This window comes from Pseudomonas tumuqii (genome assembly GCF_013184545.1).
GTDB lineage: Bacteria > Pseudomonadota > Gammaproteobacteria > Pseudomonadales > Pseudomonadaceae > Aquipseudomonas > Aquipseudomonas tumuqii.
Genome location: NZ_JAAOJA010000004.1, coordinates 166,113 through 190,199 on the forward strand (window position 1 = coordinate 166,113; position 24,087 = coordinate 190,199).

General features: G+C 62.2%; 19 protein-coding genes and 1 pseudogene. 12 read left to right on the top strand and 8 right to left on the bottom strand.

Annotated elements, in window-relative coordinates:
• Nucleotides 1-285: 285 nt before the first annotated feature.
• The 3 genes and pseudogenes from G9C89_RS09725 to G9C89_RS25515 all read right to left on the bottom strand — a co-directional run.
• Nucleotides 286-2,535, bottom strand: coding sequence for a patatin-like phospholipase family protein (locus G9C89_RS09725; protein ID WP_172147674.1), 2,250 nt, complete (start codon nucleotides 2,533-2,535; stop codon nucleotides 286-288).
• A 66-nt stretch (nucleotides 2,536-2,601) separates the two neighbouring features.
• The gene (locus G9C89_RS09730) at nucleotides 2,602-3,630 is read right to left on the bottom strand and encodes an Lnb N-terminal periplasmic domain-containing protein (protein WP_218575921.1); all 1,029 of its coding nucleotides are present in this window, start codon (nucleotides 3,628-3,630) and stop codon (nucleotides 2,602-2,604) included.
• A gap of 266 nt (nucleotides 3,631-3,896) precedes the next feature.
• Nucleotides 3,897-3,991: pseudogene (locus G9C89_RS25515) on the bottom strand (hypothetical protein); the annotation flags it as partial.
• A gap of 308 nt (nucleotides 3,992-4,299) precedes the next feature.
• Here G9C89_RS25515 and G9C89_RS09735 point away from each other — a divergent pair.
• The 7 genes from G9C89_RS09735 (at nucleotide 4,300) to G9C89_RS09765 (ending at nucleotide 13,560) form a co-directional block, all read left to right on the top strand.
• Nucleotides 4,300-5,631 carry an aspartate aminotransferase family protein gene (locus tag G9C89_RS09735; RefSeq protein ID WP_172147675.1) on the top strand — a complete coding sequence of 444 codons (1,332 nt, stop codon included), beginning with the start codon at nucleotides 4,300-4,302 and terminating at the stop codon, nucleotides 5,629-5,631.
• 41 nt (nucleotides 5,632-5,672) lie between these two features.
• Complete coding sequence (locus tag G9C89_RS09740; protein ID WP_172147676.1) at nucleotides 5,673-6,635, top strand: diiron oxygenase; 963 nt, start codon at nucleotides 5,673-5,675, stop codon at nucleotides 6,633-6,635.
• Between the two features lie 46 nt (nucleotides 6,636-6,681).
• Nucleotides 6,682-11,001, top strand: a complete 4,320-nt coding sequence (locus G9C89_RS09745; protein ID WP_172147677.1) for an AMP-binding protein — start codon at nucleotides 6,682-6,684, stop codon at nucleotides 10,999-11,001.
• A gap of 97 nt (nucleotides 11,002-11,098) precedes the next feature.
• Nucleotides 11,099-12,016, top strand: coding sequence for a hypothetical protein (locus G9C89_RS09750; protein WP_172147678.1), 918 nt, complete (start codon nucleotides 11,099-11,101; stop codon nucleotides 12,014-12,016).
• 67 nt (nucleotides 12,017-12,083) lie between these two features.
• On the top strand, nucleotides 12,084-12,482 hold the full coding sequence (locus tag G9C89_RS09755; protein WP_172147679.1) for a rhodanese-like domain-containing protein: 399 nt from the start codon (nucleotides 12,084-12,086) through the stop codon (nucleotides 12,480-12,482).
• Nucleotides 12,483-12,525: 43 nt separating this feature from the next.
• Nucleotides 12,526-12,735, top strand: a complete 210-nt coding sequence (locus G9C89_RS09760) for a tautomerase family protein (RefSeq protein ID WP_172147680.1) — start codon at nucleotides 12,526-12,528, stop codon at nucleotides 12,733-12,735.
• Between the two features lie 45 nt (nucleotides 12,736-12,780).
• Nucleotides 12,781-13,560: a sulfite exporter TauE/SafE family protein gene (locus tag G9C89_RS09765; protein WP_172147681.1), complete on the top strand. Its 780-nt coding sequence runs from the start codon at nucleotides 12,781-12,783 to the stop codon at nucleotides 13,558-13,560.
• Between the two features lie 15 nt (nucleotides 13,561-13,575).
• On the opposite strand, the gene G9C89_RS09770 is transcribed toward G9C89_RS09765, so the two are convergent.
• Nucleotides 13,576-13,923 carry a winged helix-turn-helix transcriptional regulator gene (locus G9C89_RS09770; protein ID WP_172147682.1) on the bottom strand — a complete coding sequence of 116 codons (348 nt, stop codon included), beginning with the start codon at nucleotides 13,921-13,923 and terminating at the stop codon, nucleotides 13,576-13,578.
• A gap of 308 nt (nucleotides 13,924-14,231) precedes the next feature.
• Between G9C89_RS09770 and G9C89_RS09775 the strand changes: the two genes are divergently transcribed.
• From G9C89_RS09775 to murI, 3 genes are read left to right on the top strand one after another with little or no spacing between them, the layout of a single operon-like run.
• Nucleotides 14,232-14,837 carry a glutathione S-transferase family protein gene (locus tag G9C89_RS09775; RefSeq protein WP_172147683.1) on the top strand — a complete coding sequence of 202 codons (606 nt, stop codon included), beginning with the start codon at nucleotides 14,232-14,234 and terminating at the stop codon, nucleotides 14,835-14,837.
• Between the two features lie 12 nt (nucleotides 14,838-14,849).
• Nucleotides 14,850-16,142, top strand: a complete 1,293-nt coding sequence (locus G9C89_RS09780) for a benzoate/H(+) symporter BenE family transporter (RefSeq protein ID WP_256674158.1) — start codon at nucleotides 14,850-14,852, stop codon at nucleotides 16,140-16,142.
• Between the two features lie 44 nt (nucleotides 16,143-16,186).
• Nucleotides 16,187-16,981 carry a glutamate racemase gene (gene murI, locus G9C89_RS09785; protein ID WP_218575922.1) on the top strand — a complete coding sequence of 265 codons (795 nt, stop codon included), beginning with the start codon at nucleotides 16,187-16,189 and terminating at the stop codon, nucleotides 16,979-16,981.
• Here the strand turns inward: murI and G9C89_RS09790 are convergent.
• Nucleotides 16,978-17,514, bottom strand: a complete 537-nt coding sequence (locus G9C89_RS09790) for an Rrf2 family transcriptional regulator (RefSeq protein ID WP_256674159.1) — start codon at nucleotides 17,512-17,514, stop codon at nucleotides 16,978-16,980. The genes murI and G9C89_RS09790 overlap by 4 nt on opposite strands.
• Nucleotides 17,515-17,902: 388 nt before the next feature.
• On the opposite strand from G9C89_RS09790, the gene G9C89_RS09795 reads away from it, so the two are divergent.
• A complete protein-coding gene (locus tag G9C89_RS09795; RefSeq protein WP_172147686.1) occupies nucleotides 17,903-18,103 on the top strand; it encodes a hypothetical protein in 201 nt (66 codons plus the stop codon).
• A 46-nt stretch (nucleotides 18,104-18,149) separates the two neighbouring features.
• Here the strand turns inward: G9C89_RS09795 and G9C89_RS09800 are convergent, their stop codons facing one another.
• The 3 genes from G9C89_RS09800 to G9C89_RS09810 all read right to left on the bottom strand — a co-directional run bounded on the left by G9C89_RS09800 (nucleotide 18,150) and on the right by G9C89_RS09810 (nucleotide 23,178).
• Nucleotides 18,150-20,783 carry a DEAD/DEAH box helicase gene (locus tag G9C89_RS09800; RefSeq protein WP_172147897.1) on the bottom strand — a complete coding sequence of 878 codons (2,634 nt, stop codon included), beginning with the start codon at nucleotides 20,781-20,783 and terminating at the stop codon, nucleotides 18,150-18,152.
• A gap of 201 nt (nucleotides 20,784-20,984) precedes the next feature.
• Complete coding sequence (locus G9C89_RS09805; RefSeq protein ID WP_172147687.1) at nucleotides 20,985-21,860, bottom strand: helix-turn-helix domain-containing protein; 876 nt, start codon at nucleotides 21,858-21,860, stop codon at nucleotides 20,985-20,987.
• 424 nt (nucleotides 21,861-22,284) lie between these two features.
• The gene (locus tag G9C89_RS09810; RefSeq protein WP_172147688.1) at nucleotides 22,285-23,178 is read right to left on the bottom strand and encodes an AraC family transcriptional regulator; all 894 of its coding nucleotides are present in this window, start codon (nucleotides 23,176-23,178) and stop codon (nucleotides 22,285-22,287) included.
• Nucleotides 23,179-23,316: 138 nt separating this feature from the next.
• Between G9C89_RS09810 and G9C89_RS09815 the strand changes: the two genes are divergently transcribed.
• A complete protein-coding gene (locus G9C89_RS09815; protein WP_172147689.1) occupies nucleotides 23,317-24,060 on the top strand; it encodes an SDR family NAD(P)-dependent oxidoreductase in 744 nt (247 codons plus the stop codon).
• The last annotated feature ends 27 nt before the right edge of the window (nucleotides 24,061-24,087 follow it).

Consider the following 24,087-nt stretch of genomic DNA (forward strand, 5'->3'; position numbering starts at 1 on the left):
GGGGCCGCCTAGGTGCGACCCGACGGGTGGGTGCAAGAGTAATGCTCATGTACAGCTCGTACTCTCACGTGCGAGCCCAGTCCGCTTCCTCGGCTGATTTCGCTTGGCTACGCGCCCCGGCCTAGTATTCGCACGCTACATTTTTCAACGGCCTGTCAGGGGCTGTTGGCGTTTCACATGGGTAGCCAAATGAGCCCGCAGGCCATGGCTGCCCCTTGTACATCGCTGTTGCTACGGCGGCCGCCGTAGCTGTCGTCAGCGGGCGGTGTTGCTCACGTATAAAACCTAGAACGGTCTGCCCAGATAGAAATAAAAGCTGCTGTTGCCGTCCTGCGCGCGGCCGTAACCCAGATAAACCGGGCCAAGCGGGCTGTCGGCGGCGATGAATACGCTGGCGGACTTGAGCCAGTCCTCCGTGTTGCCCGGCACCAGCGGGTTGCCGATCCGGCCGGCTTCCAGCGAGAAGCCGCTGTAGGCGCCCTCGAATATGCTGCCCGGCAGGATGCGGTGGTAGTACATCATCCTGCCGAACTGCAGCTCCTCGCCGAGCAGCTGGCCGGTGGAGTAGCCGGACTGTTTCAGGAAACCACCCCACTGGAACTGGTCGTAGCGCGGCAAGGGGTCGTTGCCGAGCTTGCCGCCAGCCTTCAGCGCGAAGTTGAAGGTGTGATTGCCGAACGAATAGACCGCGTTGGCTTCGGCATCCCACTTGGTGTACTCATCGTCCGCTCCGAGGCTGCTGTTCGAGTTGAATAGCGTGCTGCCGGCGCGCCAGCCTGAGCGCGGGAAGTGCACGCTATCGAGCTGGTCGAGAATCAGTCGGCCGGTAAAGGCGCCCTGGGTGATGCTGCCTTCGCCTGGGGACAGGCTTTGCGGCCCGGTGTCCAGTTGCGGTTTGAGCTTGCCGCCCAACATGCCGACGCGCAGCTCGCCATAGCGTTTGAAATTAGTGCCGATGTCGACGCCTGCGAGGGTGGAGGTCATCTCGTAGCTGGCGATCCGATCATCATCCTGGTACAGGTCCGCCGTGCGCCGCTCGATTGCCGCGTGTGGCGCGACGAAGAAGGCGCCCTGGGCACTGAGTGGCTGGTAGAACTCGGTATACAGGCCGCTGGTGTGGCCAAGTTGCACGTCGTTGCGCCACTCCGCGCCGAGCGAATTGAGCCAGGTCTGGCGATAGCTGCCGAGCAGGTTGAAGAAGGCATCGCCACTGAAGTCGCTGGACAGTCCCAGGCCGAAGCGCAGGTAGTTCGGCCCCCAGTTTTTCTCGACGGCATCCACCGCGAGCACCCGCTTGCCCTCTTCCTCGAGGAAGCGGTAGTTCACGTGCTCGATATCATCGGTGCCATACAGACGGCGCATGTCCTGGTCGAGTATGTCCTGGTCGATCGGCTGGCCGACCTTGGTTTGCATCAGGCTCTGCAGGGTTTCAGGATTGACCCGAGCCAGCTGCTCGAAGCGAACCTCGTCGACCGGCCGCAGATCGGCGACCACCTGAACCGACTGGCGTTGGCGCAGCGCAGCGTATTCGGCAGGAGGCAGCGACAGGTGCTTGAGCTGCTCGGCCACTGCACGCGCCGCCACCTCACCGAGCGGAGCGATCTGTGGCAGGTGGTCGAAATCCCCAGTGGAGAAATTGCCCAGATCCGGGGAGATCAGGATATCGCCCGGCTGCAGGGTCGCCAGCGAAGCCTGCACATTCTGCTCGGTCAGAATACTCAGCATCTGGTTGGTGACGCCGAGTATCCCATTCAGCTCTTCGCGCTTGAGCAAGGGCGTGCCGACATTGACCGCGATGATGATGTCCGCGCCCATCTCGTTGCGGGCGGTTTGGATCGGCAGGTTGCTGGTGAGCATGCCATCGACCAGGATCATGCTATCGAACTCCGCCGGAGCCACCGCGCCGGGCACTGACATGCTGGCGCGCATCACGTTGGCCAGTTCGCCTTCGCTGAACACCACGGCCTTGCCGGTCACCAGGTCGGTGGCCACCGCGCGGAAGGGGATCGGCAGTTTATCGAAATCGTGATAGCCCTTGACCTTGGACAGCTTGCGCAACACGGTTTCCAGTTGCACGCCCGACACCAGGCCCTTGCTGATCTTGACCTCACCGTTCTGCAGGCCGACCTCGGGGGTGAACAGAATGCTGTAGTCGTCCTGTTTGCGGCGCATCGCCAGTTCCTGGCGCGGCGGTTTTTCCTTGAACAGCAACTCGGTCGAGATGCCGCCGAGCAGCCGCTCCATTTCATCGATGGAGGTGCCGGTCGCGAACGCTGCGCCGACCAGGGAACCCATGCTGGTGCCGGCTATGCAGTCGACCGGTACCCGATATTCCTCGAGCACCCTGAGTACGCCGACATGCGCCGCGCCGCGCGCGCCCCCGCCGGAAAGTACCAGGCAGATTTTCGGGCGTTTCGGGTTGGTTGCCGGGCGTTCGCTGACGGCCAGCGATTCGGCCGCCACGGCGGTGGACAGGATGCTCGGTGTGCAGCAGCCAAGCAGCGCCGCAGAGACATAAAGGGCCAGCTGTTTCATCGTCACTCCCCGTGGCGTTTGCTTGCAGCTTGTGCGCGGTTTTTGATTGGCCAGTGGCACCAGGCCTCAGTTATCGAGTAGCGAGAGGTCGCGGATGCGCGCGGAGAAATCCAGTGGGCTATCCACGGCATTGGCACGCGCGTTGATCAGTGCCCTGCGCTGGACTTCGTCGAATGACGGCCCGTTATCCTCCAGTCGACCATTTTCATAGAGGTATTGCGGCACATAGCCGCTTGCCAGAATCTTCCAGCTGAACGGAATGTGCTCGGTGTTGACCCTGGCGCTCAACCAGATCTGCGTCGTGCAGTTGGTGGTGAGGGTGTTGTAGAACTCCGGTTTGTCCTTGAGCGCATTCATGCCGTGCAGGTACTCGAGAAACAGACGCCGGCCATTTTCCAGAGATCCCTTGAGTCGATAGAGATAGACCTGTTCGGGCGGGTCCTGGCGGAAGTTGGTGCGCAGGCGAATGACGTCGCGCTCATCGGCGACCACGTAGAACAGTTCGTACTGGCGGAAGAAGCCCTTGATCGTCGAATAGGCTTCGCCTTTCTCCTTGCGCGTCTCGATGGATACGGCCAGATGGTCGCCGCCCTCGAAGGCAAAGCTGAGGAACGTATGGGCAATCGCCGGCCCCATCCAATAGGAGGCGACCAGGTCGACGCCTTCCAGTTTGTTCAGGTCGAAGGTTTTGTCGTACCAGGCCGGGGTGTAATCGGTTTCGCTGCGGTAGTCGAAGTTGCGGATGTTGTGCACGGTGACCAGATCGCCGTCGATAGTGGCGTAGGGCAGCACCGACACGTCGGTCTGCCAATCACGCTCGTTGGACGGCTCGACGCGCCACCACCAGGTCAGCAGCCCGGCGAACAGGACCAGGTAGGCCGCCAGGGAGCGGCCGCGCCAGCGGCGCAAGCCCAGGCCGACCAACGCGGCCAGCGAGGCGATGGCAACTGCGCCTGCCAGGCTATTGCGCAGCGTGGTGTCTGCTGGCCCGGCAAACGTGATGGCCAGCACGCCCCAGCCACCTGCCATGACAATCAGCAAGCCGAGCAGCAGCAGGGCGACGGCGATGGCGCAGCGGGTCAGGACTTTTCTCATTGCGGGGTCTCTGCGTTTGCTGGCGTCGATTCAGGCACCAGCAAGTGCTATGGGTATGACGGACGTGCCTGGCAATCCAATCCTCGACGCTTGCCACGTCAGGATAGATGGCCGTGGTCTCAGTGTAGGCAGGCTTGGCAAACTGCGACGTCTGGGTTGATGGGCATAGTGCTGGTTGATGGGCATATTCTGGTGGGCGATTTGCTCTCCCGTAGAGGTCGTATCGAGTCTCGCCGACCTCTATCGCTCAAGGGCGCGAACAGCGCCGCCAGGTTGGCCTTGGCCTGCTGCAGGTGCTGGATCTTCTGTTCGACGCTGCACGGGCGATCAGCCTGTAGATCAACACCGGCTTGCCCTGGCCGCCATCGGCTCGCCCCAGCCGCCATTTTTCTGCCTGTCTCCCTGAATAGTAGGCAGAAAAAGTTCTCCTTCGGCCCGTTACCCATCGCAAAAAATTGTGTGAAAGCGCACGGATTTCGCCTGACCAATCGACACCGAAGTGAATTGACTCACACTTTCACTGGATATGGATTGTGCAGCCATCGTTTCGCCTTAGATTGTTCATGTGTTTGCAACACAGATACATTTAAATCGGATGTGTAAACGCTAGCGCCCTTGGAAAGAGCGAAGTACCAGGGGGCCACTCTGTTCAATAGGGAAACGACAAGAATGCGCTCCACCAAAACCTCAGCTCACCTCTTCGAACTCGGCCGTTCGGTTATCCCAGATGCTGTCAGTTCGCCGATGCGGGCATTCCAGCAGGTCGGTGGCAACCCGATCTGCTTCGCAGCAGCCAAGGGCTCGAAAATCACCGATGTAGACGGCAACGTGTACACCGACTTTCTCAACGCCTTCGGTGCCTTGCTGCTGGGACATGGTCGTGAAGAGATCAGCGCGGCGATCTCCCGCCAGGCCGCACAGGGCACGGTAGTTGGTTTGACCTCGCCGCTGGAGCACCAGCTGGCCAGGCGCATAGTTGCCAGCACTCCGGCTATCGAGCAGATCCGTTTCGTCTGCAGCGGCACCGAAGCGGTGATGACCGCCACCCGTATTGCCCGCGCGCATACCGGCAAAGACCTGTTGGTCAAGTTCGTCGGTTCCTACCACGGCCACTCGGACGTACTGCTGGCCACCCCGAGCACTGCCGGGATCAAGACCAAAGGCGTCACCCAGGGCATTTCGCCAAATCTGGGGCGCGAGATCCTGCTGTGCCAATACAACGATGCCAACCAGCTGAAGAGCTTGTTCAAGGCGCACGGCGCGAACATCGCGGCGGTGATAGTCGAACCCTACGCCACCAATATGGGTTTCGTGCGTCCGCAGGAAGGCTTTATGGAGCTGATCCGCCTGCTGTGTGATCAGCATGAGGCGCTGTTTATCTTCGACGAGGTGGTGACAGGTTTCCGTTTCAACTTTGGCGGCATCTGCAACCTGATGGATATCGACCCCGATCTGGTGACCTTCGGCAAGATCATCGGTGGTGGCACGCCGATCGGTGCCTACGCCGGCAAGGCGCGCTTCATGCAGCACGTGGCGATCGGCAACAGCGTGTTCCAGTCGGGCACCTTCGCCGCCAACCCGCTGACCATGGCGGCGGCCAATGCCGCGCTGGATGTGCTGGAACAACCGGGTTTCTACGAGGAAATGGAGCGCAAGGGTCAGGTGCTCGATAGCGCCATCCGCGACGAATTCAACGCCTCCAACATTCCGTTCCTGTTCACCCGCTTTGGTGCGCTCGGCGGCGTCGCCTTTCGCGATAGCCACCGCGCGATGAAGTCTTATCAGGACGTCAAGAATCAGCACTACGAGGTCTACACCAAGACCCATCAACTGATGCTGGACAAGGGTTTTCTGATGGCTCCGTCGCTGGAAGAGCCGATCTTTCTTTCCGCCGCCCACAGCGACCAAGACCTGAAAGGTTTCGCCGCAGCCCTTGGCGAATCCGTAAGCGAAGCGCTGGCCGCGCACCGCCAGGCCTTCCCGGTTCTGCTGCCGTTCTGAATACGACTCATCAAACCCGTGACTTTTAAGGAGGAATGCACATGAATGCGATCGTCGAACTCAACTCCAAACAATTCTTCGAGTCGGTCAACAAATGGTATGCCAGGGCAACCGTACGCAACAGCCCGCGCATCATCGTTCCGGAAGAGACCAACGGCGAATTCACCTACCCGAAATCCCGCCAGATCCTCAGCGAGCACCCCAAGGTCCAGGCGCTCGGCCACAAGGGCGTGGCTTATGTGCTGACCCAGTCTGCCTACCAGTACATGTACGAGATAGGCCTGCTGGAAACCCGCTTCGTTATCGACTGCAGCCTGAACATCGTCAACAACGTGATAACCGGGGCCAGTGAAGAAGAGAAGCTCGACGCCCTGACTGTGGTCATTGACGAGGGCTACCACGCTCACGTGGCCATGGATTACATCATTCAGATGAAAACCATGAGCGGCGTCGAGCCTCTGGAAGTGCCGCAAACCAACGGTAACCTGAGCGCGGTCAAGCGCGCCTTCGAACTGTTGCCGGCCCAGGTGCACAACGACTTCCAGCTTATTTCCGTGACCCTGGCCGAACACACCCTGACCAAGGACCTGATCAGCATCGGCCGTGAGAAGGACGCCTCCGCCGCGTTTACCAGGGTAATGACCGATCACGTTTCCGACGAAGGCCGTCACGCCAACTACTTCGCCAAGCTGATGAAGGCGCACTGGGCGCGCCTGCCCGAAGAGCGCAAACAGATCATCGGCAGCATGCTGCCGGCCTACCTGGATGACTACCTGGCCGCTGACGAAGATCGCGTCTTCGACCGCAAGATTCTGCGCGCCAGTGGTTTCAGCGCAGCCCAGGTAACGGAAATCATCGACGACACCCAGGCGCAGTTCCTCGACAACCTGAACAGCTATGTGGTCACCACCAAGGCCAACCTGGTCAAGCTGTTGCAGCGCTCAGGCGTTCTCGATCACGCGCCCACCCGCGCGGCTTTTATCCAGCATGGCGTCGCCCTCTAGTCGAACCCTCCATTTGTTAACCAACACTCGACAGGAAGTTGATGAAATGTTGCTAGATAAACTCCGTGAGCTGAGTCTGTCCGCGCCGCTGCAACCGGCAGTCGTGGCCGACTCGCGAGTGCTTTCATATGTTGAGCTGGAGCGCCAGTCGTCGCGCATGGTCGCTTACCTGGCGCAGGCGGGGATTGCTCAGGATTCGCTGGTGGCGATCTATACCAACCGCGATATCAACTCGATAGTGGCGCTGTTTGCCGTGCTGAAAGTCGGCGCGGCCTACACCTTTGTCGAGGATGACGGGGTCCGTGAGGAGAACTACCACAGGCTGACGGCCATCGCCGCCGATGCCGTGCTCTGCGCGGCGGTTCATCTCGAACCACTGCGCGAGCTGGGCCTGTGTCCGCTGGATATGCACGGCGCGTTGCTGGGCGCGGAGCAGGGCAGCGTCGTCCGGGTCGAGCGCGAGGCGAGCGCCTATGTGCTGTTCACCTCCGGCTCCACCGGCATGCCCAAAGGGGTAGCTGTCAGCCATGGCAATATCCAGCACTACACGGAGTCGGTCAGCCAGCGCTTCGCGATCACCCGACCGCTCAACTATGCCCATGCCAGCACCTTGGCGGCGGATCTTGGCAACACCTCGCTGTTCCTGTCGCTGAGCAGCGGGGGCTGCCTGCATCTGCTCAGCGTGGAGCAGCGCAAAGACCCCGCGGCGTTTCGCGATTATCTGCAGCGGCAGCGGATCGATTTCCTCAAGATCACCCCCTCGCACTGGAATGCGATGTTTCCCGCCGAGCAGCCAGGCATCGAGTTGCCGCAGCTGGAATACCTGGTGTTCGGCGGCGAGGCCCTGCCCAAGAAGCTGGCCCGTCGCGTGCTCGAGTCTGGGCGGATCGCCCAGCTATTCAATCACTATGGCCCCACCGAGACCACGGTGGGGGTCACCACCTTTGCCTTGACCAGCCTCGGCCAGCTAGACGCGCTGCCCTCCGATTCGATTCCGGTCGGCCGCGCGCTGGGTGACAGCCTGCTGTGCGTGTGCGATGAGCAGGGCGCATTCGCCAACCACAGCGCCAAGGGCGAGCTGTATATAGGCGGGCCCTCGGTGGCCCAGGGCTATCGCAACAACCCGCAGGCCACCGCCCAGAGTTTCCTCGAAATGGAAACCGCGCAAGGCCCGCAGCGGTTCTACCGCAGTGGTGATCTGGTGGCCCTGGATGCCAGCGGCCTGGTGCAGTTCATTGGCCGGGTCGATCGCCAGGTGAAGGTCAACGGCTACCGGGTCGAGCTGGAGCATGTGGAAAATGTCCTGCGCGGCGTTCCCGGGATTGACGATGCCGCCGTGTTTCTCCTCGAGGTGCGCGGCCGCGAGCGCTTGATCGCGGCGCTGCTGGGCCAGCGTCCGGAGCAGGAGCTGAAGGGACAGCTGCCGGCGCTGCTGCCCGACTATATGATTCCGAAAACCCTGCTGTCCTTGGCGGATTTTCCACGCAATGCCAACGGCAAAACCAATCTGGCGCTGCTGCGCATGCAGCTTCAGGAGCGACTGCAAGATCAGCCGCAGGACGAGCTCCAGCCCCAGGACGAGGATGGCGACGAGCGCCTCAAGGCCATTCGCGCGGCGTTTCGCAAACACCTGCGCGGCGCGGCGGTGGGCCTCGAAGACAGCTTCTTCGATCGCGGTGGCGACTCTCTGGACGCCATCCAGCTGATCGCCGAACTGCAGGAAAAAGGCTATCCGGTGAGCGCCCACGCCTTTCTCAAGAACCCCTGTGTGAACGGCCTGCTGCAGGCGTTGGACAAGCAGGAAGGCAGCCTGAACGGAGCGGCGACGCAACGTGATCTGCAACGCCTGAACTTGTTTTCACCAGCGCAGCGCGAGTTGCTCCAGCAGCAACTGGCCAAGCCGGACCATTACAACCAGGCGCTGCTGCTCAGAAGCGCCGACAAGATCGACATGGCCATCCTCAATGCCGCCCTCAGTCAACTGCTGGAGCAGCACCCCTCGTTGAGCATGGCCTACGCCAGCGATGCCCAGGGCCTGCATGCCAGCCATACCGAGAAGGACGGCAACGATAGCCTCAGCGTGTCCTTTATCGCCGGCGACAGCGAGGCGCAGATCCAGAGCCATGTCGAGCGGGTCGCCGAACGCGTCCAGGCTGCCTTGTCCCTGGCGGACGGTACTCTGCTGCGCGTGCACCTGTTCAAGGTCAAAGAAGGTGAAGACCTGTTGCTGCTGGTCGCCCATCACCTGGCCGTGGATGTGATTTCCTGGCGCATCATCATCGCCGAGCTGACGCGCAACTACAGCGACAGGTACTTCGGCACCGCCAGCCTGCGCACGCCCAACCGCACCACCTTCTGGGATTGGGTGGAGCATATCGACAGCCACAAGGCGCAGCTGCAGAGCGCCTGGCTGCGCCGCACCGAGCGGGAGGCGGCGGCGCTGCCGAGCTACTTCGCCGCGCACAACACCGAAGGTGCCGCCTCCACGCTGTGGCTGGGCTTCTCCGCGGAGGACAGCCAGCGTCTGCTGCGCGACCTGGTGAACAGCGCCGGCATACCGTTTCACCTGCTCTTGCTGGCGGCCTTCGGCCTGTGCCTGGGGCGACTGCGCGGCGGCGAACGGCAAGCCATCGATGTCGAAAGCCATGGCCGGGTCACCTTCGATGACAGCACCGATGTCAGCCGCGTGGTCGGCTGGCACACCTCGACCTTCCCCTTGCTGCTCGAGCTGCCGCACCTGGAGATGCCGGCGGTGGTGCAGGAAGTCAGCCGTGCATTCGCCGCGGTGGAGGACCTCGGCGTGGGCTACGGGCTGTCTCGACCACATGCGCACGAAGGCCGCTATGCCCCGTCCGCGCCGGTGTGCTTCAACTTTCTCGGCGATGTCAATTTCGCCCACGATGAACGCTTCGAGCTGACCCCGGCGAAATTCGCCTTCGGCCACGCCCGCCATGCGCAGAACAACCGCTGCCATGAGCTGAAGCTGACCGGCAAGGTGATAGATGGGCAGTTGCTGCTCGACCTGTCCTTCCCGCAGTCGGTCGAAGCCGCCGACATGCACGAGCTGATGCGCGGCATCGCTGCGCAACTGACCGACCTGGCGGGAATGCCTCCTTCGGCACCGCAGATAGTGCTGGAACAGGGCACGCGCACCGGCATGCTCAACTATGCGCCGCGCCAGCTATTGGCCCAGACCCGCCAGCAGAAACATCGCGAATACCGCCATGTGCTGCTGACCGGTGCCACCGGCTATATCGGGACTTATGCGCTCAAAGAGCTGATCTTCCAGTCGAATGCCCATATCCACTGCATCGTGCGCCACAAACAGGGCACCTCGGCCAAGGCCCGCCTGGAGCAGTTGTTCGGCTGGTATTTCCCCGGCATTCGCCTGGAGGGCTTCAGCAACCGCTTGAGCATCCACCAGGGCGATGTCTGCGAGGCCCGTTTGGGGCTGGATGACCAGACCTACCAGCAGCTCAGTGAGCAGGTGGAGGCTATCTATCACTTCGCCGCCGACACCCGCCTGTTCGGCACCGAGGAGGCGTTCACCAAGAGCAATGTGCAGTCGGTGAAGTCCTGCATCGAACTGGCCGAATTCCAGCGCGCCAAGGACTTGCACTATATGTCCACCCTGGCAGTCAGCGGGGTGAACCGCCAGGAACAGGTCGCCTTCTTCTGCGAGGAGTCGCTGGATATCGGCCAGGAGTTCCAGAACAACTACGAGCTGACCAAATACACCGCCGAGTGCCTGGTCAACCGCTTCCGCCTGCACGGCAACAACGGCTTTATTTACCGCTCCGGCAACGTGTCGGCGGACTCCCGCGCGGCGCGCTTTCAGATCAATGCCCGGGATAACCGCCTGGTGCAGTTCCTCGCGTCCTGCATCAAGGTCGGCCAGTTGCCGGAATGCCTGGGTGAGCCCCTGGTTCTCTCGCCGGTCGATGAGGTGGCCTCGGGCATAGTGGCGGTGTCGCTGGACGCCTCATCCAGCCCCGGCACCTACCATGTCGACAGCATCCATGAGGTCAGCATGGAACGGGTGTTCGCCGCCCTGGAACGTTGCGGTTTCCACTTCAGCCGCGGTGGCCACGGCAACTTCGCCGAACTGTTCCGCGCGGTGGAGGGGGCCAATGACCCGGACATCCTGCTCGGCAAATTCTGGGCAAGCCGCAAGAGCCGCAACATCAAGTACAGCAACGAACGCACGCTGCGCACCCTCGAGCGCCTGGGCCGGAGCTTCACCGCGCCCAGCGATGAATGGCTCGATGAGTTCGTCGGCGTGCTCCGCCAAGAGAAGGTATTCGCCCTTCGCCCCAGTAGTTGCGAAGACGCCGATACGCCAAGACCTCTTGCGCTGCAGGTGTAATCCGAGTCAGGCATGCCGAACCTGCGTGTCAGGTTCGTGCCGCCTGCTGCGCGCAGAGCCCCACGAGTCCAGCAAATAAACAATGGAGATGTGTTTTGTGGAAACGCTTAATCAGAACTTCCGCCTAACCGATGAGCATATTGCCGACTACCAGCGCACCGGTTTCGTCCTGCTCAAACAGTTCTTTTCCAGCGACATGATCGAGTACCTGCGCAAGCGGGTGAACGATGAACTGGAAACGCCCACCGATCATTATCAGAAGGGCTTCGACAAGCTGCGCTATGACCTGTGCAACAACGACGAAGTGATCTTCGAGCTGCTCGCCAACCAGCAGTTCAAGAAGATCATGCACGGCCTCACCAAGCGCACCCTGTTCTTCACCCAGGGCGTCGGTTTCGGTCTGAAGAAGAATGTCAGCAAGGGCTTCACCTGGCATATCGAATCGCAGAGCTTCGGTTTCAACCGCTCCGAAGACTACGCCACCACCCTGTGGGCACCGCTGCACCCCATCAATACCCAGCAACAGGCCGGCGGCATGCGCTATGTGCCGCGCGACGTCATCTCCGGTGAGTTCATGTACGACTATATCGACCCGGCCGTCTTCCGCTGCCTGGACGAGCGCATCAAGTCCGGCGGTATCGCCTTCGACGACTACGTTGCGCTGCGCGACGAGCCGCTCAACTCGCCCGGCATCGGCCGCCTGCTCGAATACTTCTCGGTCGAGGACGACTACGAGCTGGGCGACGCCCTGCTGTTTGACAAGTACGTGATTCACCGCAGCGTCAAGCTGGGCGAGGGCGAGCTGGAAGGCCGCGACGCCTTCTCCCTGCGCTTTATCGCCGACGACTCGCGTTATGACCTGGCCCGCGCCAAGAGCATCGAGATTCCCCGCGACCATTACGGCTATGCCGGGCCGACCAAGTTCCACCTGGAAATATGCAAGGAGGACGGCAGCAAGATAGTCGACAGCCCCTACTTCGACGCCGACCGCGAGCAGCGCTTTATCCGCGCCTGATCGCCAACGTCCGGCGCGCTTAGCGGGCCGGACGTTATTGCACCGCCCCATCATCCTGGAGACCATCATGCAGCAACAGATCGAGCATTACGCCAACAAGCTGGCTTTCGAAATCGATTCCTGGGACCTGGCCGAAGCCCAGAAAGCCGCCGAGGACCTGATGGTTCTCGATGCCCGCTCCGTAGAGTCTTTCACCCGCGAGCACATCCCCGGCGCCCTGAGTTTTCCGCATAAACGCATGATCGAGACGCACACTGCGCAGCTGTCCCGCGCGGCGCTGTATGTCGTGTATTGCGACGGCATCGGCTGCAACGCCTCCACCTCCGCGGCGCTGAAGATGGCCCGTCTCGGCTTCAAGGTTAAGGAGCTGATCGGCGGTCTGGACTGGTGGAAACGCAGCGGCTTCGTCACCCACAACGAAGCGCACCTGAGCGCCGAGCAAGCCCAGAGCTGCGGCTGCGCCTGACAGCCGGCCCAGCATCAGCCAAACCCAAGACCTGGAGCACAATATGCCTTACGTGAATATCAAAGTGACCGACCTGGGGGTCACCCGGGAGCAGAAAGCGCGCCTGATCGCCGGCGTCACCCAGCTTATGCAGGATGTCCTGCAGAAGAACCCGGCCACCACCTTCGTGGTCATCGACGAGGTCAACACCGACAACTGGGGTACCGGTGGTATCCAGGTGAGCGAGCGCGACCGGCTGCAGCACCTTGGCTAGATCGCGCCAGATACAACCGAGCGCCGGCCTGACGGGCAGCCCAAGATGGAACTGACGCTATTCAACCAGGCCCCCGAATGGCTGGCGGCGCTGGTCTTGGCCGCGCTCTGCGCCGGCTACCTGGACGCCATCGCCGGCGGTGGCGGGATTATCCAGGTGCCGGTACTGTTGCTGTCCGGCATGGCCCCGGTGAATGTGCTGGCGACCAACAAGGCGGTGGCCCTGGTCGGCACCGCCAGCGCGGCGCTGCGTTATGCGCTCGATGGCAAGATCGTCTGGCGCATCGTCCGGGTGGCCGCCGTGCCCTGCGTACTGGCCGCGTTCCTCGGCAGCCGCCTGGCGATACTCACGCCCGATTGGATTCTCGAGCTATGCATCCTCGTCTGCCTGATCGTTGCCCTGTTGGTGGCGCTGCTGGTCAAGGTGCGCGGCAGCGAGCGGGCATCCCCGCCACCCTCGGCGGCCAGGATCATCGCCGGCCTGGCTCCGGTGGGGCTCTACGACGGTTTTTCCGGGCCGGGCACCGGGGTCTTTCTGCTGCTGGTCAAGCATGCCCGACTAAAACTGGAGTTGTTGGCTGCCACGGCGACCAGCAAACCCATCAACCTGCTGACCAACATTGGCGGCGTGGCGGCCTTTATCTGGGCCGGCAAGGTGGTCTGGATCGTCGCATTGCCCATGATCCTGGCCAATGCGCTGGGCGGCTGGCTGGGCAGCCGCGCGGCGATCAGCAAAGGCGCGCCGTTTATCCGGGTGATGCTGCTGGTCATGCTGGTGGCGCTGATGGGCATGACCCTGTGGAAGGCGGGCCATGAATTTCTCTAGTGGCAGGACAGCCATTCAGCCCGCGGCCAACTCGATTTCCTTGAGCCGATGGCCCACGGCGACGATGGCTTCGATCGCCGGTTTCAGCTCCAGACCCAGGCTCGACAGGCTGTATTCGACACTGGGCGGCGAGGTAGGCAGCACCGTACGGATGACCACCCCTTCGGCCTCGAGCTTCTTCAGCCGGGCGCTGAGAACCTTGGCCGAAATGCCGGGAATGTCCGCCTTCAATTCGCTGAAACGGCGCGGCTGTTGGCTCAGGTACCAGATGATATTGGGTGTCCAGTGGCCGCCGATGATGCTCAGGCATTCGCTCAAGGGACAACGGGGATGGGCTACGGGATTGCGCCGTCTCGGCAGCATGTTCAACTCCTTGGCTAGCTGGTTACCAGATGGTTACCGGTAAATGTAGCAACTAAAAGATTGCAGGTATACATAAGTAACCACGCTTGCCTAGACTGGCTCCGCTGCAACGAAACGGCCGGTGTGGAGACAGCGGTGGCCTGAACGCAAGCGCGGCAACGCAGATTCATAAGGGTGTTACTGGCCTCCAGTTGGCATCAGCACTAGGCCGGGTTTGCAGGCGCAGGTAACGGAGATGGACGGCGCGTCCCCGCTAAGGGCGCGTCAATTCGAAGAGCAACAGCTCGAAACCAAGGTAGGAGAACATCATGTACAAACTTTATTACATGCCGGGTGCCTGTTCACTGGCCATCCATGCCCTGCTCAATGAGCTCAACCAGGACGTCGAGCCGATTGACCGCAACAAGGTCAGCGATTTCGACAAGCTGGGCTCCCGCGGCATGGTTCCCGTACTGGTCGATAACGGCCAGGTCATCCGCGAAGGCGCGGCGATCATTCTCTACCTGCTGGAGAAGCACAAAAACCAGATGCTGCCCGAGGGCGGCCTGGAAAAAACCCGCTTCACCGAGTGGCTGATGTTCGCCAACGCCACGTTGCATCCGGCCTATGGTCGCCTGTTCTTTATCGGCAAGACCCTCGCCGACGGCCCGGCCAAGGAGCAGGCGCTGAACGCCGCCAGCGACATCATCGGCACGCTGTGGGCCTCGCTGGACACGCAACTGGAAAACTCGACCTTTATCTTCGGCGAGCGCATTTCCGTGGTCGACATGATGTTGGCCGTGTATGCCAGCTGGGGTGCCTACTTCCCGGTCGATATCCTGATGAGCGACAAGGTCAAGCGCATGATCGCGGCGGTCCAGGCTCATCCGGCCTATATCAAGGCCATCGCGGACCAGCAGGTCGCCTCGCAGTAACGGCGCGGGCCTATGTTTCGCCAGGCCTTTCGCGTATGCGCGAAAGGCCTGGCGCTTTCAAGACAACAGGATCTGGTTATGCGTTTCTTCAACGATCTGTCCCTTTCCGCCATCAATGCCGGGTTCGTCACGGTGTTGGTGGGTTTCACCAGTTCCGCCGTCCTGGTATTCCAGGCCGCCCAGGCATTGGGTGCCACGCCGGCGCAGATCGGCTCGTGGATGCTCGCCCTGTGCATCGGCATGGGCGTAACCGGCATCGCCCTGTCGCTGCGCTACAAGGCACCGATCGCCATTGCCTGGTCCACCTCCGGGGCGGCGATCCTGATCACCAGTGCCTCCAGCGTTTCACTGCAGGAAGCCACCGGGGCCTTTATCGTCTGCGGTGCGCTGATCGCCTTGTGCGGCTTCAGCGGCTGGTTCGAACGCATCGTCAAGCACATCCCCATGGCCATCGCCGCCGCTATGCTGGCCGGCATACTGCTGCGCTTCGGCCTGGATGCATTCAAGGCCATGCAAACCCAGTTCAGCCTGGTGTTTCCCATGTTCCTCTCTTACCTGCTGGCGCGCCGCCTGCTGCCCAGGTATGCGGTCATGGTGCCGTTGCTCGTCGGCATCTGCATAGCCGCCGGCACCGGCATGTTGAATTTCCAGGGAGTCGACCTGGCCTTGGCCACGCCCGAGTTCGTCGCGCCCAGCTTCAGCCTGCAGGCCATGATCGGTGTCGCCCTGCCGCTGTTCGCCGTGACCATGGCCTCGCAGAACATTCCGGGCCTGACCGTGCTGCGCGCTTCCGGCTACCAGACGCCCAGCTCGCCACTGATTGGCTGGACCGGCGTGGCGACCTTGCTGCTGGCGCCCTTCGGCGGTTACGCCTTGAATCTGGCGACCATCACCGCGGCCATCTGCACCGGCAAGGAAGCCCATGAGGACCCGAAAAAACGTTATGCGGCAGCGGTTGCGGCAGGCTTCTTCTATCTGCTGGTGGGCATCTTCGGTGCCACAGTGGGCGCGCTCTTTATGGCATTCCCCAATGAGCTGATTCTGGCCATCGCCGGCCTGGCCCTGCTCGGCACCATAGGCAACGGCCTGGCCAGCGCCCTGCTGGAAGAGCGGCACCGTGAAGCGGCCTTGATCACCTTTCTGGTAACTGCCTCGGGGGTTTCCCTGCTGGGCATAGGCTCGGCCTTCTGGGGCATGCTGGCCGGCGCACTGTCTATGTCGCTGCTACACGCCCGCCCGGCGCTGCTGACTGCGTGGCACCTGCGCGGCCAGCGAGCCGCCAAGCTCGATAAAACCATGGAATGAATCCAATGGTGCATGGCTATAACTGTTACGGCGAGGCCGCGGGTGTGGCTGTCATTAAGCCGATCGGCGTGCTCGATTCAGGAGTAGGGGGGCTGTCGCTGTTGCGCGCGATCCAGGCTGAGTTGCCGCAGGAAAATCTGCTCTATGTGGCCGATTCGCTCCATGCGCCTTATGGCGACAAGAGTCCGGCCTGGATCAGCGCAAGGTCCGCGCAGATCATCAGTTTCCTGGTCGGGCAGCAGTGCAAGGCCGTGGTGATTGCCTGCAACACCATTACCGCGGTGGCGGTGAGCGAATTGCGCGATAGCTTCGCGATCCCCATCATCGCCATCGAGCCAGCCATCAAACCGGCCGCCATCATGACCCGGAGCGGTGTCATAGCCGTTATGGCCACCACCCGCACGCTGCACAGCGAAAGCCTGCAGCGTTTGCGCCAGCGCTATGCCGCCGGCGTGGAGGTGCTGTTCGTGCCCTGTCCGGGGCTGGCTGACAAGGTCGAATCCGTCGACCTGGATTCCAGCGAGGTGGAGCAACTACTCAGGAGCCTGCTCACCCCTGCGCTGGACAAGGGCGTCGACACCCTGGTGCTGGGTTGTACCCACTACCCATTTCTTCTAGACAGCATCCAGCGCGTGGTGGGGCCTGACGTGCAGATTATCGATCCCTCGGCGGCGGTTGCCGCCGAAGTAGGCAGGCGCTTGCAGGCCTTGGATTTGCTCAGCACACAGCAAACCCCTGGCATCCTGGCGTTCTGCAGCAGTGCCGCGCAGGACAAGGCGCGCAGCATCATGAGCAGCCTGCTCGGCCAGCCCCTGAGCGTGGCCGCGCTGCCTGGTTAGCGGGCCTGGTAATCCTGCAAGTCAGGACAGAGGCGCTCGCTCTCGGAGATCTGTCCGGCGATATCGGCAATGCTCACCCGGCTGAGTTCGAGTTCCAGCGCCGCGGTGGCGATGTCGATTTTCTCCTGCAAGATCGGCTGGATGTATTTGCCCACCGCGCAGCCTTTGTCCGGCGCCGTTCTGTGCATGGAGAACAGCGGGACCTTTTCCACCGCCCGGTATATGTCCAGCAGCGTGATGCTGCTGGCAGGCCTGGCCAACAAAGCCCCGCCGCCCTGGCCCAACTGCGAGGTGGAAAAGCCGGCCTCATTGAGCATCGACAGGATTCGACGAATCACCGAGGCATTGGTACTGGCGCTCTTGGCGATAATTTCGGATGGCAGGGGTTGATTTTCGTGAATGGCTAACCCGGTAAGAATATGGACTGCGACTGCAAACCGCGTACTGCTGGGCATGGTTGATTTCCTGGGATTAAAAACTGAGTGGGCAATTTGAATGCGCCCGATGATAGCGAGATCGGCCTCTCCAGCCATGCAAACAGCGAGCAACTACCCGGTAACTCTTGGCTTGCAGCCTAGCACCTTGCTTCCTGGTTACTTGCCAAAATGCGGATGGTTCCACACCGATTTGCGTCATCTTTGTCCATTACAGCGCCTGCCTAAGCCATCCACTGCACCGGGATGTGACGGCATGTGACAAGGAGCGCTCGTCACCCGTTGGCAAGGTGGGGCAAGGGATCAGCGGTTGTGAAAATATCGAGCGCCGTAGCGAGAGCGTCTCCAGGCGTTCGCGGCAGTCATCGCGCCACGTCTCTCTCGGGCAACCATGAGCCATGGCCATATTCCGCAGCGGGCTTGACCTGCTCAGCGGCTTTACTGTCAGCCACTTGTCTCCCCGTCCGGCAGCTATAAGGTTTACTCAATGAGCAAAATCATAAGCGACGCCGCTGCCGTGGCGTGCATCGGCGATAACGCCAACCTGGTCTATCAGACGCCGACCCTGGTGTATGTCGTCGGGCAAAGCGACGAACTGGGCGGCGAAGGCGATTCTGCTGGTGCGCCATGCCGCCTACTCCTCGGTGTAGGCGGATGGCCCACGGCGCAAGCGCAATACGGCCGATGATGCATCCGAGAAAGACGATACGCAGAGCGATGACCAAAAAGCGGGGTCAGTCACTTAGCGGCGCGAACAGCGCCTGCAGGTCGTCTTCGCTCATCTGCCACTGCGCCTGGCTGCCGCCTTCCAGCAGGCCGCGCGCCAGGTTGGCCTTGGCCTGCTGCAGGTGCTGGATCTTCTCTTCGACGCTGCCGCGGGCGATCAGCTTGTAGACGAACACCGGCTTGTCCTGGCCGATGCGGTAGGCGCGGTCGCTGGCCTGGGCTTCGGCGGCCGGGTTCCACCAGGGGTCGAAGTGGATCACGGTGTCGGCGGCGGTGAGGTTGAGGCCGGCGCCGCCGGCTTTCAGGCTGATCAGGAACACCGGAAACTGCCCGGCCTGGAACTGCTGCACCGGGGTGCGCCGATCCTGGGTGCTGCCGGTGAGCTTGGTGTAGCCGATCCGCCGCGCCTGCAGCTCGGTTTCGATCAGCGCCAGCATCGAGGTGAACTGGGAGAACAGCAGCACCTTGCGGCCTTCATCGACCAGCTCTTCGAGCATCTCCAGCAAGGCGCTGAGTTTGCCCGAGTCGCTGCTTTTCAGCTGCGCGTCGTCATCGCCGAGCAGGCGCAGGTCGCAGCAGGCCTGGCGCAGGCGCAACAGCGCCTCGAGGATGACGATCTGGCTGCGCGCCAGGCCCTGGCGGGCGACTTCATCGCGCACTTTCTTGTCCATCGCCAGGCGCAGGGTTTCGTAGCGGTCGCGCTGGGCGGCGGTCAGTTCGACCCAGTGGGTGACCTCGGTCTTGGGCGGCAGCTCGCGCGCCACCTGTTCCTTGGTGCGGCGCAGCACGAAGGGTTTGATCCGTCCGCGCAGGTGCGCCAGGCGTTGCTGGTTGGCCTGCTTCTCGATCGGGGTGCGGTAGTCGCGGGCGAAGCTCTTGGCGTCGCCGAGCCAGCCGGGCATGAGGAAGTTGAACAGCGACCAGAGTTCGCCCAGGTGGTTTTCCAGCGGCGTACCGGTCAGGCACAGGCGTTGCCGGGCCTGCAATTGGCCGGCGGCCAGGGCGGCCTTGCTGCGCGGATTCTTGATGTTCTGCGCTTCGTCGAGAATCAGCAGGTGATAGGGCTGCGCGGCCAGCGCCTTGAGGTCGCGCGGCAGCAGGGCGTAGGTGGTCAGGACGATATCGTGTTCGCCGATCAGCTTGAACAACGGGCGGCGTTTCGCCCCGTACAGGGCCAGCACCCGGAGCTGCGGGGTGAAGTGCGCGGCTTCGTCCTGCCAGTTGGGGATCAGGCTGGTGGGCATGACGATCAACGCCGGTCGGTCCAGGCGCCCGGCCTGTTTCTCGCTGAGGATATGCGCCAGGGTCTGCAGGGTCTTGCCCAGGCCCATGTCGTCGGCCAGCACCCCGCCGATTTCCAGCTCGGCAAGTGCCTGCATCCAGGCCAGGCCCTGCAGTTGATAGGGGCGCAGGGTGGCCTGCAAATCCGCCGGCGGTTTGACCTGCTGAGCGCTGTGCGCCTGCAGGCGCTGGGCAAAACCGCGCAGTTGCTCGCCACCCTGCCAGTGCAGCGCCGGACCTTGCTCCAGTTCGCTCAGGCGTGCGGCGTCGGCGCGGGGCAGACGCAAGCGCTGGCTGGACTCGCCCGGCTCGCGGAAAAACAGCTCGCCGAGGGTCGCCAGCAAGGGCTTGAGGCGGGCGAAGGGCAGGGCGATGTGCTTGTTGCTCTGCGGCAGGCTGACCAGCAGCATTTCCTCATCCTGGCGTTGGGCCATGGCATCGCCATTGAGCAGCCAGGGTTTGTGCCGGATCGCCTGCAGCAGGATCGGCAGCAGGCTGATGCGCTGCCCTTCGACTTCGATACCCAGCTCCAGGTCGAACCAGTCGTGTTCGGGCGTTTCTTCGATCGCGGCGTACCAGTCGTCGACCTGCGCCAGGTTGTAGCGAAATTCCGGCTGCTGCTCGATCCGCCAGCCCTGCTCGCGCAGCAGCGGCAATTGCTGCTGGACGAAGCTCAGCCAGGCCGTCTCGCCGGGCAGCTCGAAGTGTTCGCCGGGATGCTCGGCGAGGGCCTCGCTCTGGCGCAGGGCGACCTGCAGGCCGGCATCTTCCAGGCGCTGGCGCAGCGCCGCCTCGGCAGCGGCGTCGCGGATGATGCGCAGGGTCAGGCTCGGGCTCTGGCGCACCAGCAGGTCTTTCGCCGGTTTACCGTAGGCCAGCTGGCCCTGGTAATCGAAGGCCAGGGCGGCGCGGTGCTGGGTCTGCTCGAGCATACGGCCCTTGCGCGCATCGAAATGCACCCGCACATGGCTGCCGAGCATCAGCACGGGCCGCGGTTGCACGCCTTCCAGGCGCTGCTCGACGACATCGGCGCGCGTCTCTATCAGCGGGCTGAGGTCGATCCCGGCCAGTTGCTGGCGCTCCAGGGTCAGCAGGGCGGCGACCACGTGCTTGCAGTTGAACCCCACCGGGCAGCTGCAATGGCCGTTGACGCTCCAGCCCTGGGGGAAGGACTGCAGGCTGATGCGCTGCTGGTAGGTCTGCGCGCCCGAACCACGACAGCTGGCCAGCAGGGTTTCGCCCTTGAGGCTGAGCAGGGTGCTGCGGCCCTGCTCGGCATAGCCCAGCCCGCGACTGAAGTCCCCGGCGCGAAAGGCCGGGCGCCAGTCGGCCTGGCGCAGATGCAGGACATCCAGGGCCATCATGGCAATTCAGCGGGAGTGGGGGCGAGTCTGGACATGGCAGTGCCGGGTGGGTGCAAAGCCGATGATTCTGGCACAGCTGGCGGTGGATTAGCAGGCCGTTGAGCAATCTGGCGGGCGGTCGCTCAGGCCAGCGGTGGCGCTGGCTGTCAGGCGCCGCCTCGCACAGCCATATGCCGTCTCCCGGCAAACGGCGGCCGGTCAGCCGCCGAGCGCCAGGCGGTACTGCCCTGGCGTCGCGGCAAAGGCCTGGCGAAAGCGGTTGCTGAAGTGGCTGGCGCTGGCGAAGCCGCAGGCCAGGGCGATCTCGCCCAGCGGCAGGCGGCTGCCGTGCAGCAGCTGGCGGGCGCGTTCGAGGCGGCGAGCGAGCAGATAACGATGCGGCGGCAGGCCGAAACTCAGGTGGAACATGCGCGCGAAGTGGTACTCGGACAACGCACAGAGCCCGGCCAACTGGCCCAGGTTTAGCGGCTCGGCCAGATGCGCGTCGATGTACTCGCGCAGCCGTCGCCGTTGTGCTGGCGCCAGGCCGCCGGTCAGGCGCAGGCCATCGCGCCGGCCAACCTGGGACAGCAGGGCATGGTCGAGCAGCGCGTGGGCCAGACTGCTGGTCAGCAGACGCTCGCCGGGCTCCAGCCAGTTCAGTCGGCTCAATTGGCGAAAGCGCTGGGCCTGCTGCGGGTCGTCGAGGAAGGTGCCTTCGCGCAGTTGCAGCTCGCGCGGTTCGCGGTCGAGCAGGCGCACGGCGCCGAGGGCGAACTGCTCCTGGCTGACATACAGGTGCGCCAGATTGATCTCGCCGTTGATCACCCAGGCCGATTGATGGCCGGCCGGCAGGATGCACAACTTGTCCGGCGCGCCCTTGCTGTCCGGGCGCTCGCGGCGAAAGGTACCGGTGCCGCCGGCCAGGTAGCAGGACAGGGTATGGTGGCTCGGCGCCTGGTAGTCGCGGGTATCGTGGCAATTGCTCCACAGCGCCGCGGCCAGGCCATCGCCCAGCTCGGCGCTGTGCAACAGCCTGGAATTGGGCGAACTGGCCATGGCCTGGAAGACCTGGCTTTGATCGAGCTGTGACATGGGTACTCCCTCTGCCACGCCATGCTACCCCGGCCCCGAGCATCTGCCAGCCCTCAGGGGAGAGAAAAGCGCAAGTTTAGGCAAGAGGGGATTTGTGCCGGTGGCCATGATGGGCCAAGGAGCGGACGGTCACGAAAGTCTGCGTTCGGCCGATTCTGTTGAAAAAGTCCATTTGCAATTTCAGCCCACAAAAGAGCGTTGCCTACGTTGAAATCTGACCCGAACGGGAGACGGAACTGCCTTGGTTTTCACGCAGCAACGTCCAAGTCGTGCGTTTTTGAGCTCTGGAAAGGCGGCTCCGGCCAAGATCGACTGTTTTCAACAGAATCGGCAAAAGAGGACGTTAACTCTCGGTAATTTGTGGAGTACACCTAAGATCGGCTGCTAAGCACACGCGGTGTTTGGTGCTAAAAAGTAAATCGGCCTACCTTCTCTCGCCTCGGGTTTCCCCAAGAATTCTGGTCGCATCTCGCGCTGGCGGTATGCCAAATACCCGTGCGTAGTCTCGACTGAATTGCGTAGCGCTTTCATAACCAACCTCAAACGCCGCATGGGTGACACTTTTGGCGTCGGCGACCATCAGCGTCCGCGCCTGAAGCAGGCGAACCCTTTTCTGATACTGCAACGGGCTCAATGCAGTGACGGCTTTGAAGTGACGGTGGAAGGCTGAGACGCTCATCGCAGCGTGTTGCGCCAGTGCCTCCACCCGTATGGATTTAGCGAAATCACGGCGAATGTACTGGATGGCCAGACTGACCCGAGCCATGGCGCTATCGGGGGCCGCGATGTCACGCAGCATCCAACCATGGGGGCCTTGCAGAACACGATACAGAATCTCACGTTCGTAGGCAGGCGCCAGGACCGCGATGTCCTCGGGGCGGTTCATCAAGCGTAATAGGCGTACCCAGGCATCCATCAAATCAGGTGTGACCGGCGCTACCGAGAAGCCGGCATTCTTGTCGTAATGCCCGCCGGGTTTTGGAAGGTCAGCCAGTAACGTTGTCAGTACCGTCGGATCCAATGTCAGGCTGACCGCGAGGTAAGGCTCACCCTGGGCACTGGGGTGTACTTGACCTACTGCTGGCAATTCGATGGACATCACGAAATACGTCGCCGGATCGTAGCGAAGCGTACGGTCTGCGATGGTCATCGATTTACTGCCTTGCAGGATCAGGTTGATCATCGGCTCGTAAACAGCTGCCAGCAGATGCTCAGGAATTTTCCCCTGCACCATGGCCACGCGCGGGATGCCCGTCTCGGTGCGGCGGTTTTCGGCTTGTGCAGCCAAAGCCCGAAGTTCTTTCAGTCGGTTCGTCATAAGGGGCATCTGAACTCAGGCGGATGCATTCACGCAAGAAAAAAGCAGAAACAGGCAGGATTCGAGTAGGAACGGCTGCGTTCATGGCGAAGGCGATGGTTACTGTAGTAACTCATTTCAGCGACATTGGAGCAGCGTATGAGTGTTGTCGTTATCACAGGTGGCAGCCGGGGAATCGGCGCCAGTGCCGCCGAGCACTGCGCCCAGCGCGGCATGGGCGTCATTCTGACCTACAAGAGCGATCCTCACTCGGCAGCATCTGTTGTCGAGCGCATCCTGGCATCGGGTGGCAAGGCGGTGGCGCTTGAACTCGACGTTGCCGATATAAGCCGTTTCGACAGTTTCCGAGAAGCGGTGCAACTCGCCTTACAGACAACCTGGGGAGTGACCACCCTCGGCGGTGTGGTGAACAACGGCGGCCATGGCTTGTTCAACCCGTTGGAGACGGTTACTGAGGCACAGTTTGACGGCTTGTTGAACGTTCACCTCAAAGGGCCATTTTTTCTGATCCAGGCTTTGCTGCCGCTGATGGAAGAAGGCGCCAGTATCGTCAACCTGACCAGCGCCACAACACGCGTTGCCACGGCGGGCGTCGCGCCTTATGCGGCCTTCAAGGGTGGGCTCGATGTGCTTACTCGTTACATGGCCAAAGAGTTCGGCCCTCGGCGCATCCGTGCCAATTCAGTCTCGCCGGGCGCGATTCGCACTGAGCTGGGCGGCGGTTTGAATGAAGAATTCGAAACGTTACTCGCCTCGCAGACGGCCCTTGGCCGAGTGGGTGAAGCGCAGGACGTCGCTCGTGTTATCGCCATGCTGCTGTCTGAAGAAGGTAGCTGGATCAATGCCCAAACCATTGAGGTCTCGGGCGGATATTTCATTTAAATCACCCTCTGAAAGCGAGGCATCCGC

Coding starts and splice junctions, on each gene's coding strand:
- G9C89_RS09790 (WP_256674159.1), bottom strand. CDS start 17,514: ATGGCTGGAGAGGCCGATCTCGCTATCATCGGGCGCATTCAAATTGCC.
- G9C89_RS09765 (WP_172147681.1), top strand. CDS start 12,781: ATGGAACTGACGCTATTCAACCAGGCCCCCGAATGGCTGGCGGCGCTG.
- G9C89_RS09760 (WP_172147680.1), top strand. CDS start 12,526: ATGCCTTACGTGAATATCAAAGTGACCGACCTGGGGGTCACCCGGGAG.
- G9C89_RS09730 (WP_218575921.1), bottom strand. CDS start 3,630: ATGAGAAAAGTCCTGACCCGCTGCGCCATCGCCGTCGCCCTGCTGCTG.
- G9C89_RS09725 (WP_172147674.1), bottom strand. CDS start 2,535: ATGAAACAGCTGGCCCTTTATGTCTCTGCGGCGCTGCTTGGCTGCTGC.
- G9C89_RS09815 (WP_172147689.1), top strand. CDS start 23,317: ATGAGTGTTGTCGTTATCACAGGTGGCAGCCGGGGAATCGGCGCCAGT.
- G9C89_RS09780 (WP_256674158.1), top strand. CDS start 14,850: ATGTTTCGCCAGGCCTTTCGCGTATGCGCGAAAGGCCTGGCGCTTTCA.
- G9C89_RS09775 (WP_172147683.1), top strand. CDS start 14,232: ATGTACAAACTTTATTACATGCCGGGTGCCTGTTCACTGGCCATCCAT.
- G9C89_RS09800 (WP_172147897.1), bottom strand. CDS start 20,783: ATGGCCCTGGATGTCCTGCATCTGCGCCAGGCCGACTGGCGCCCGGCC.
- G9C89_RS09795 (WP_172147686.1), top strand. CDS start 17,903: ATGAGCAAAATCATAAGCGACGCCGCTGCCGTGGCGTGCATCGGCGAT.
- G9C89_RS09810 (WP_172147688.1), bottom strand. CDS start 23,178: ATGACGAACCGACTGAAAGAACTTCGGGCTTTGGCTGCACAAGCCGAA.
- G9C89_RS09740 (WP_172147676.1), top strand. CDS start 5,673: ATGAATGCGATCGTCGAACTCAACTCCAAACAATTCTTCGAGTCGGTC.
- G9C89_RS09805 (WP_172147687.1), bottom strand. CDS start 21,860: ATGTCACAGCTCGATCAAAGCCAGGTCTTCCAGGCCATGGCCAGTTCG.
- G9C89_RS09735 (WP_172147675.1), top strand. CDS start 4,300: ATGCGCTCCACCAAAACCTCAGCTCACCTCTTCGAACTCGGCCGTTCG.
- G9C89_RS09745 (WP_172147677.1), top strand. CDS start 6,682: ATGTTGCTAGATAAACTCCGTGAGCTGAGTCTGTCCGCGCCGCTGCAA.
- G9C89_RS09770 (WP_172147682.1), bottom strand. CDS start 13,923: ATGCTGCCGAGACGGCGCAATCCCGTAGCCCATCCCCGTTGTCCCTTG.
- G9C89_RS09755 (WP_172147679.1), top strand. CDS start 12,084: ATGCAGCAACAGATCGAGCATTACGCCAACAAGCTGGCTTTCGAAATC.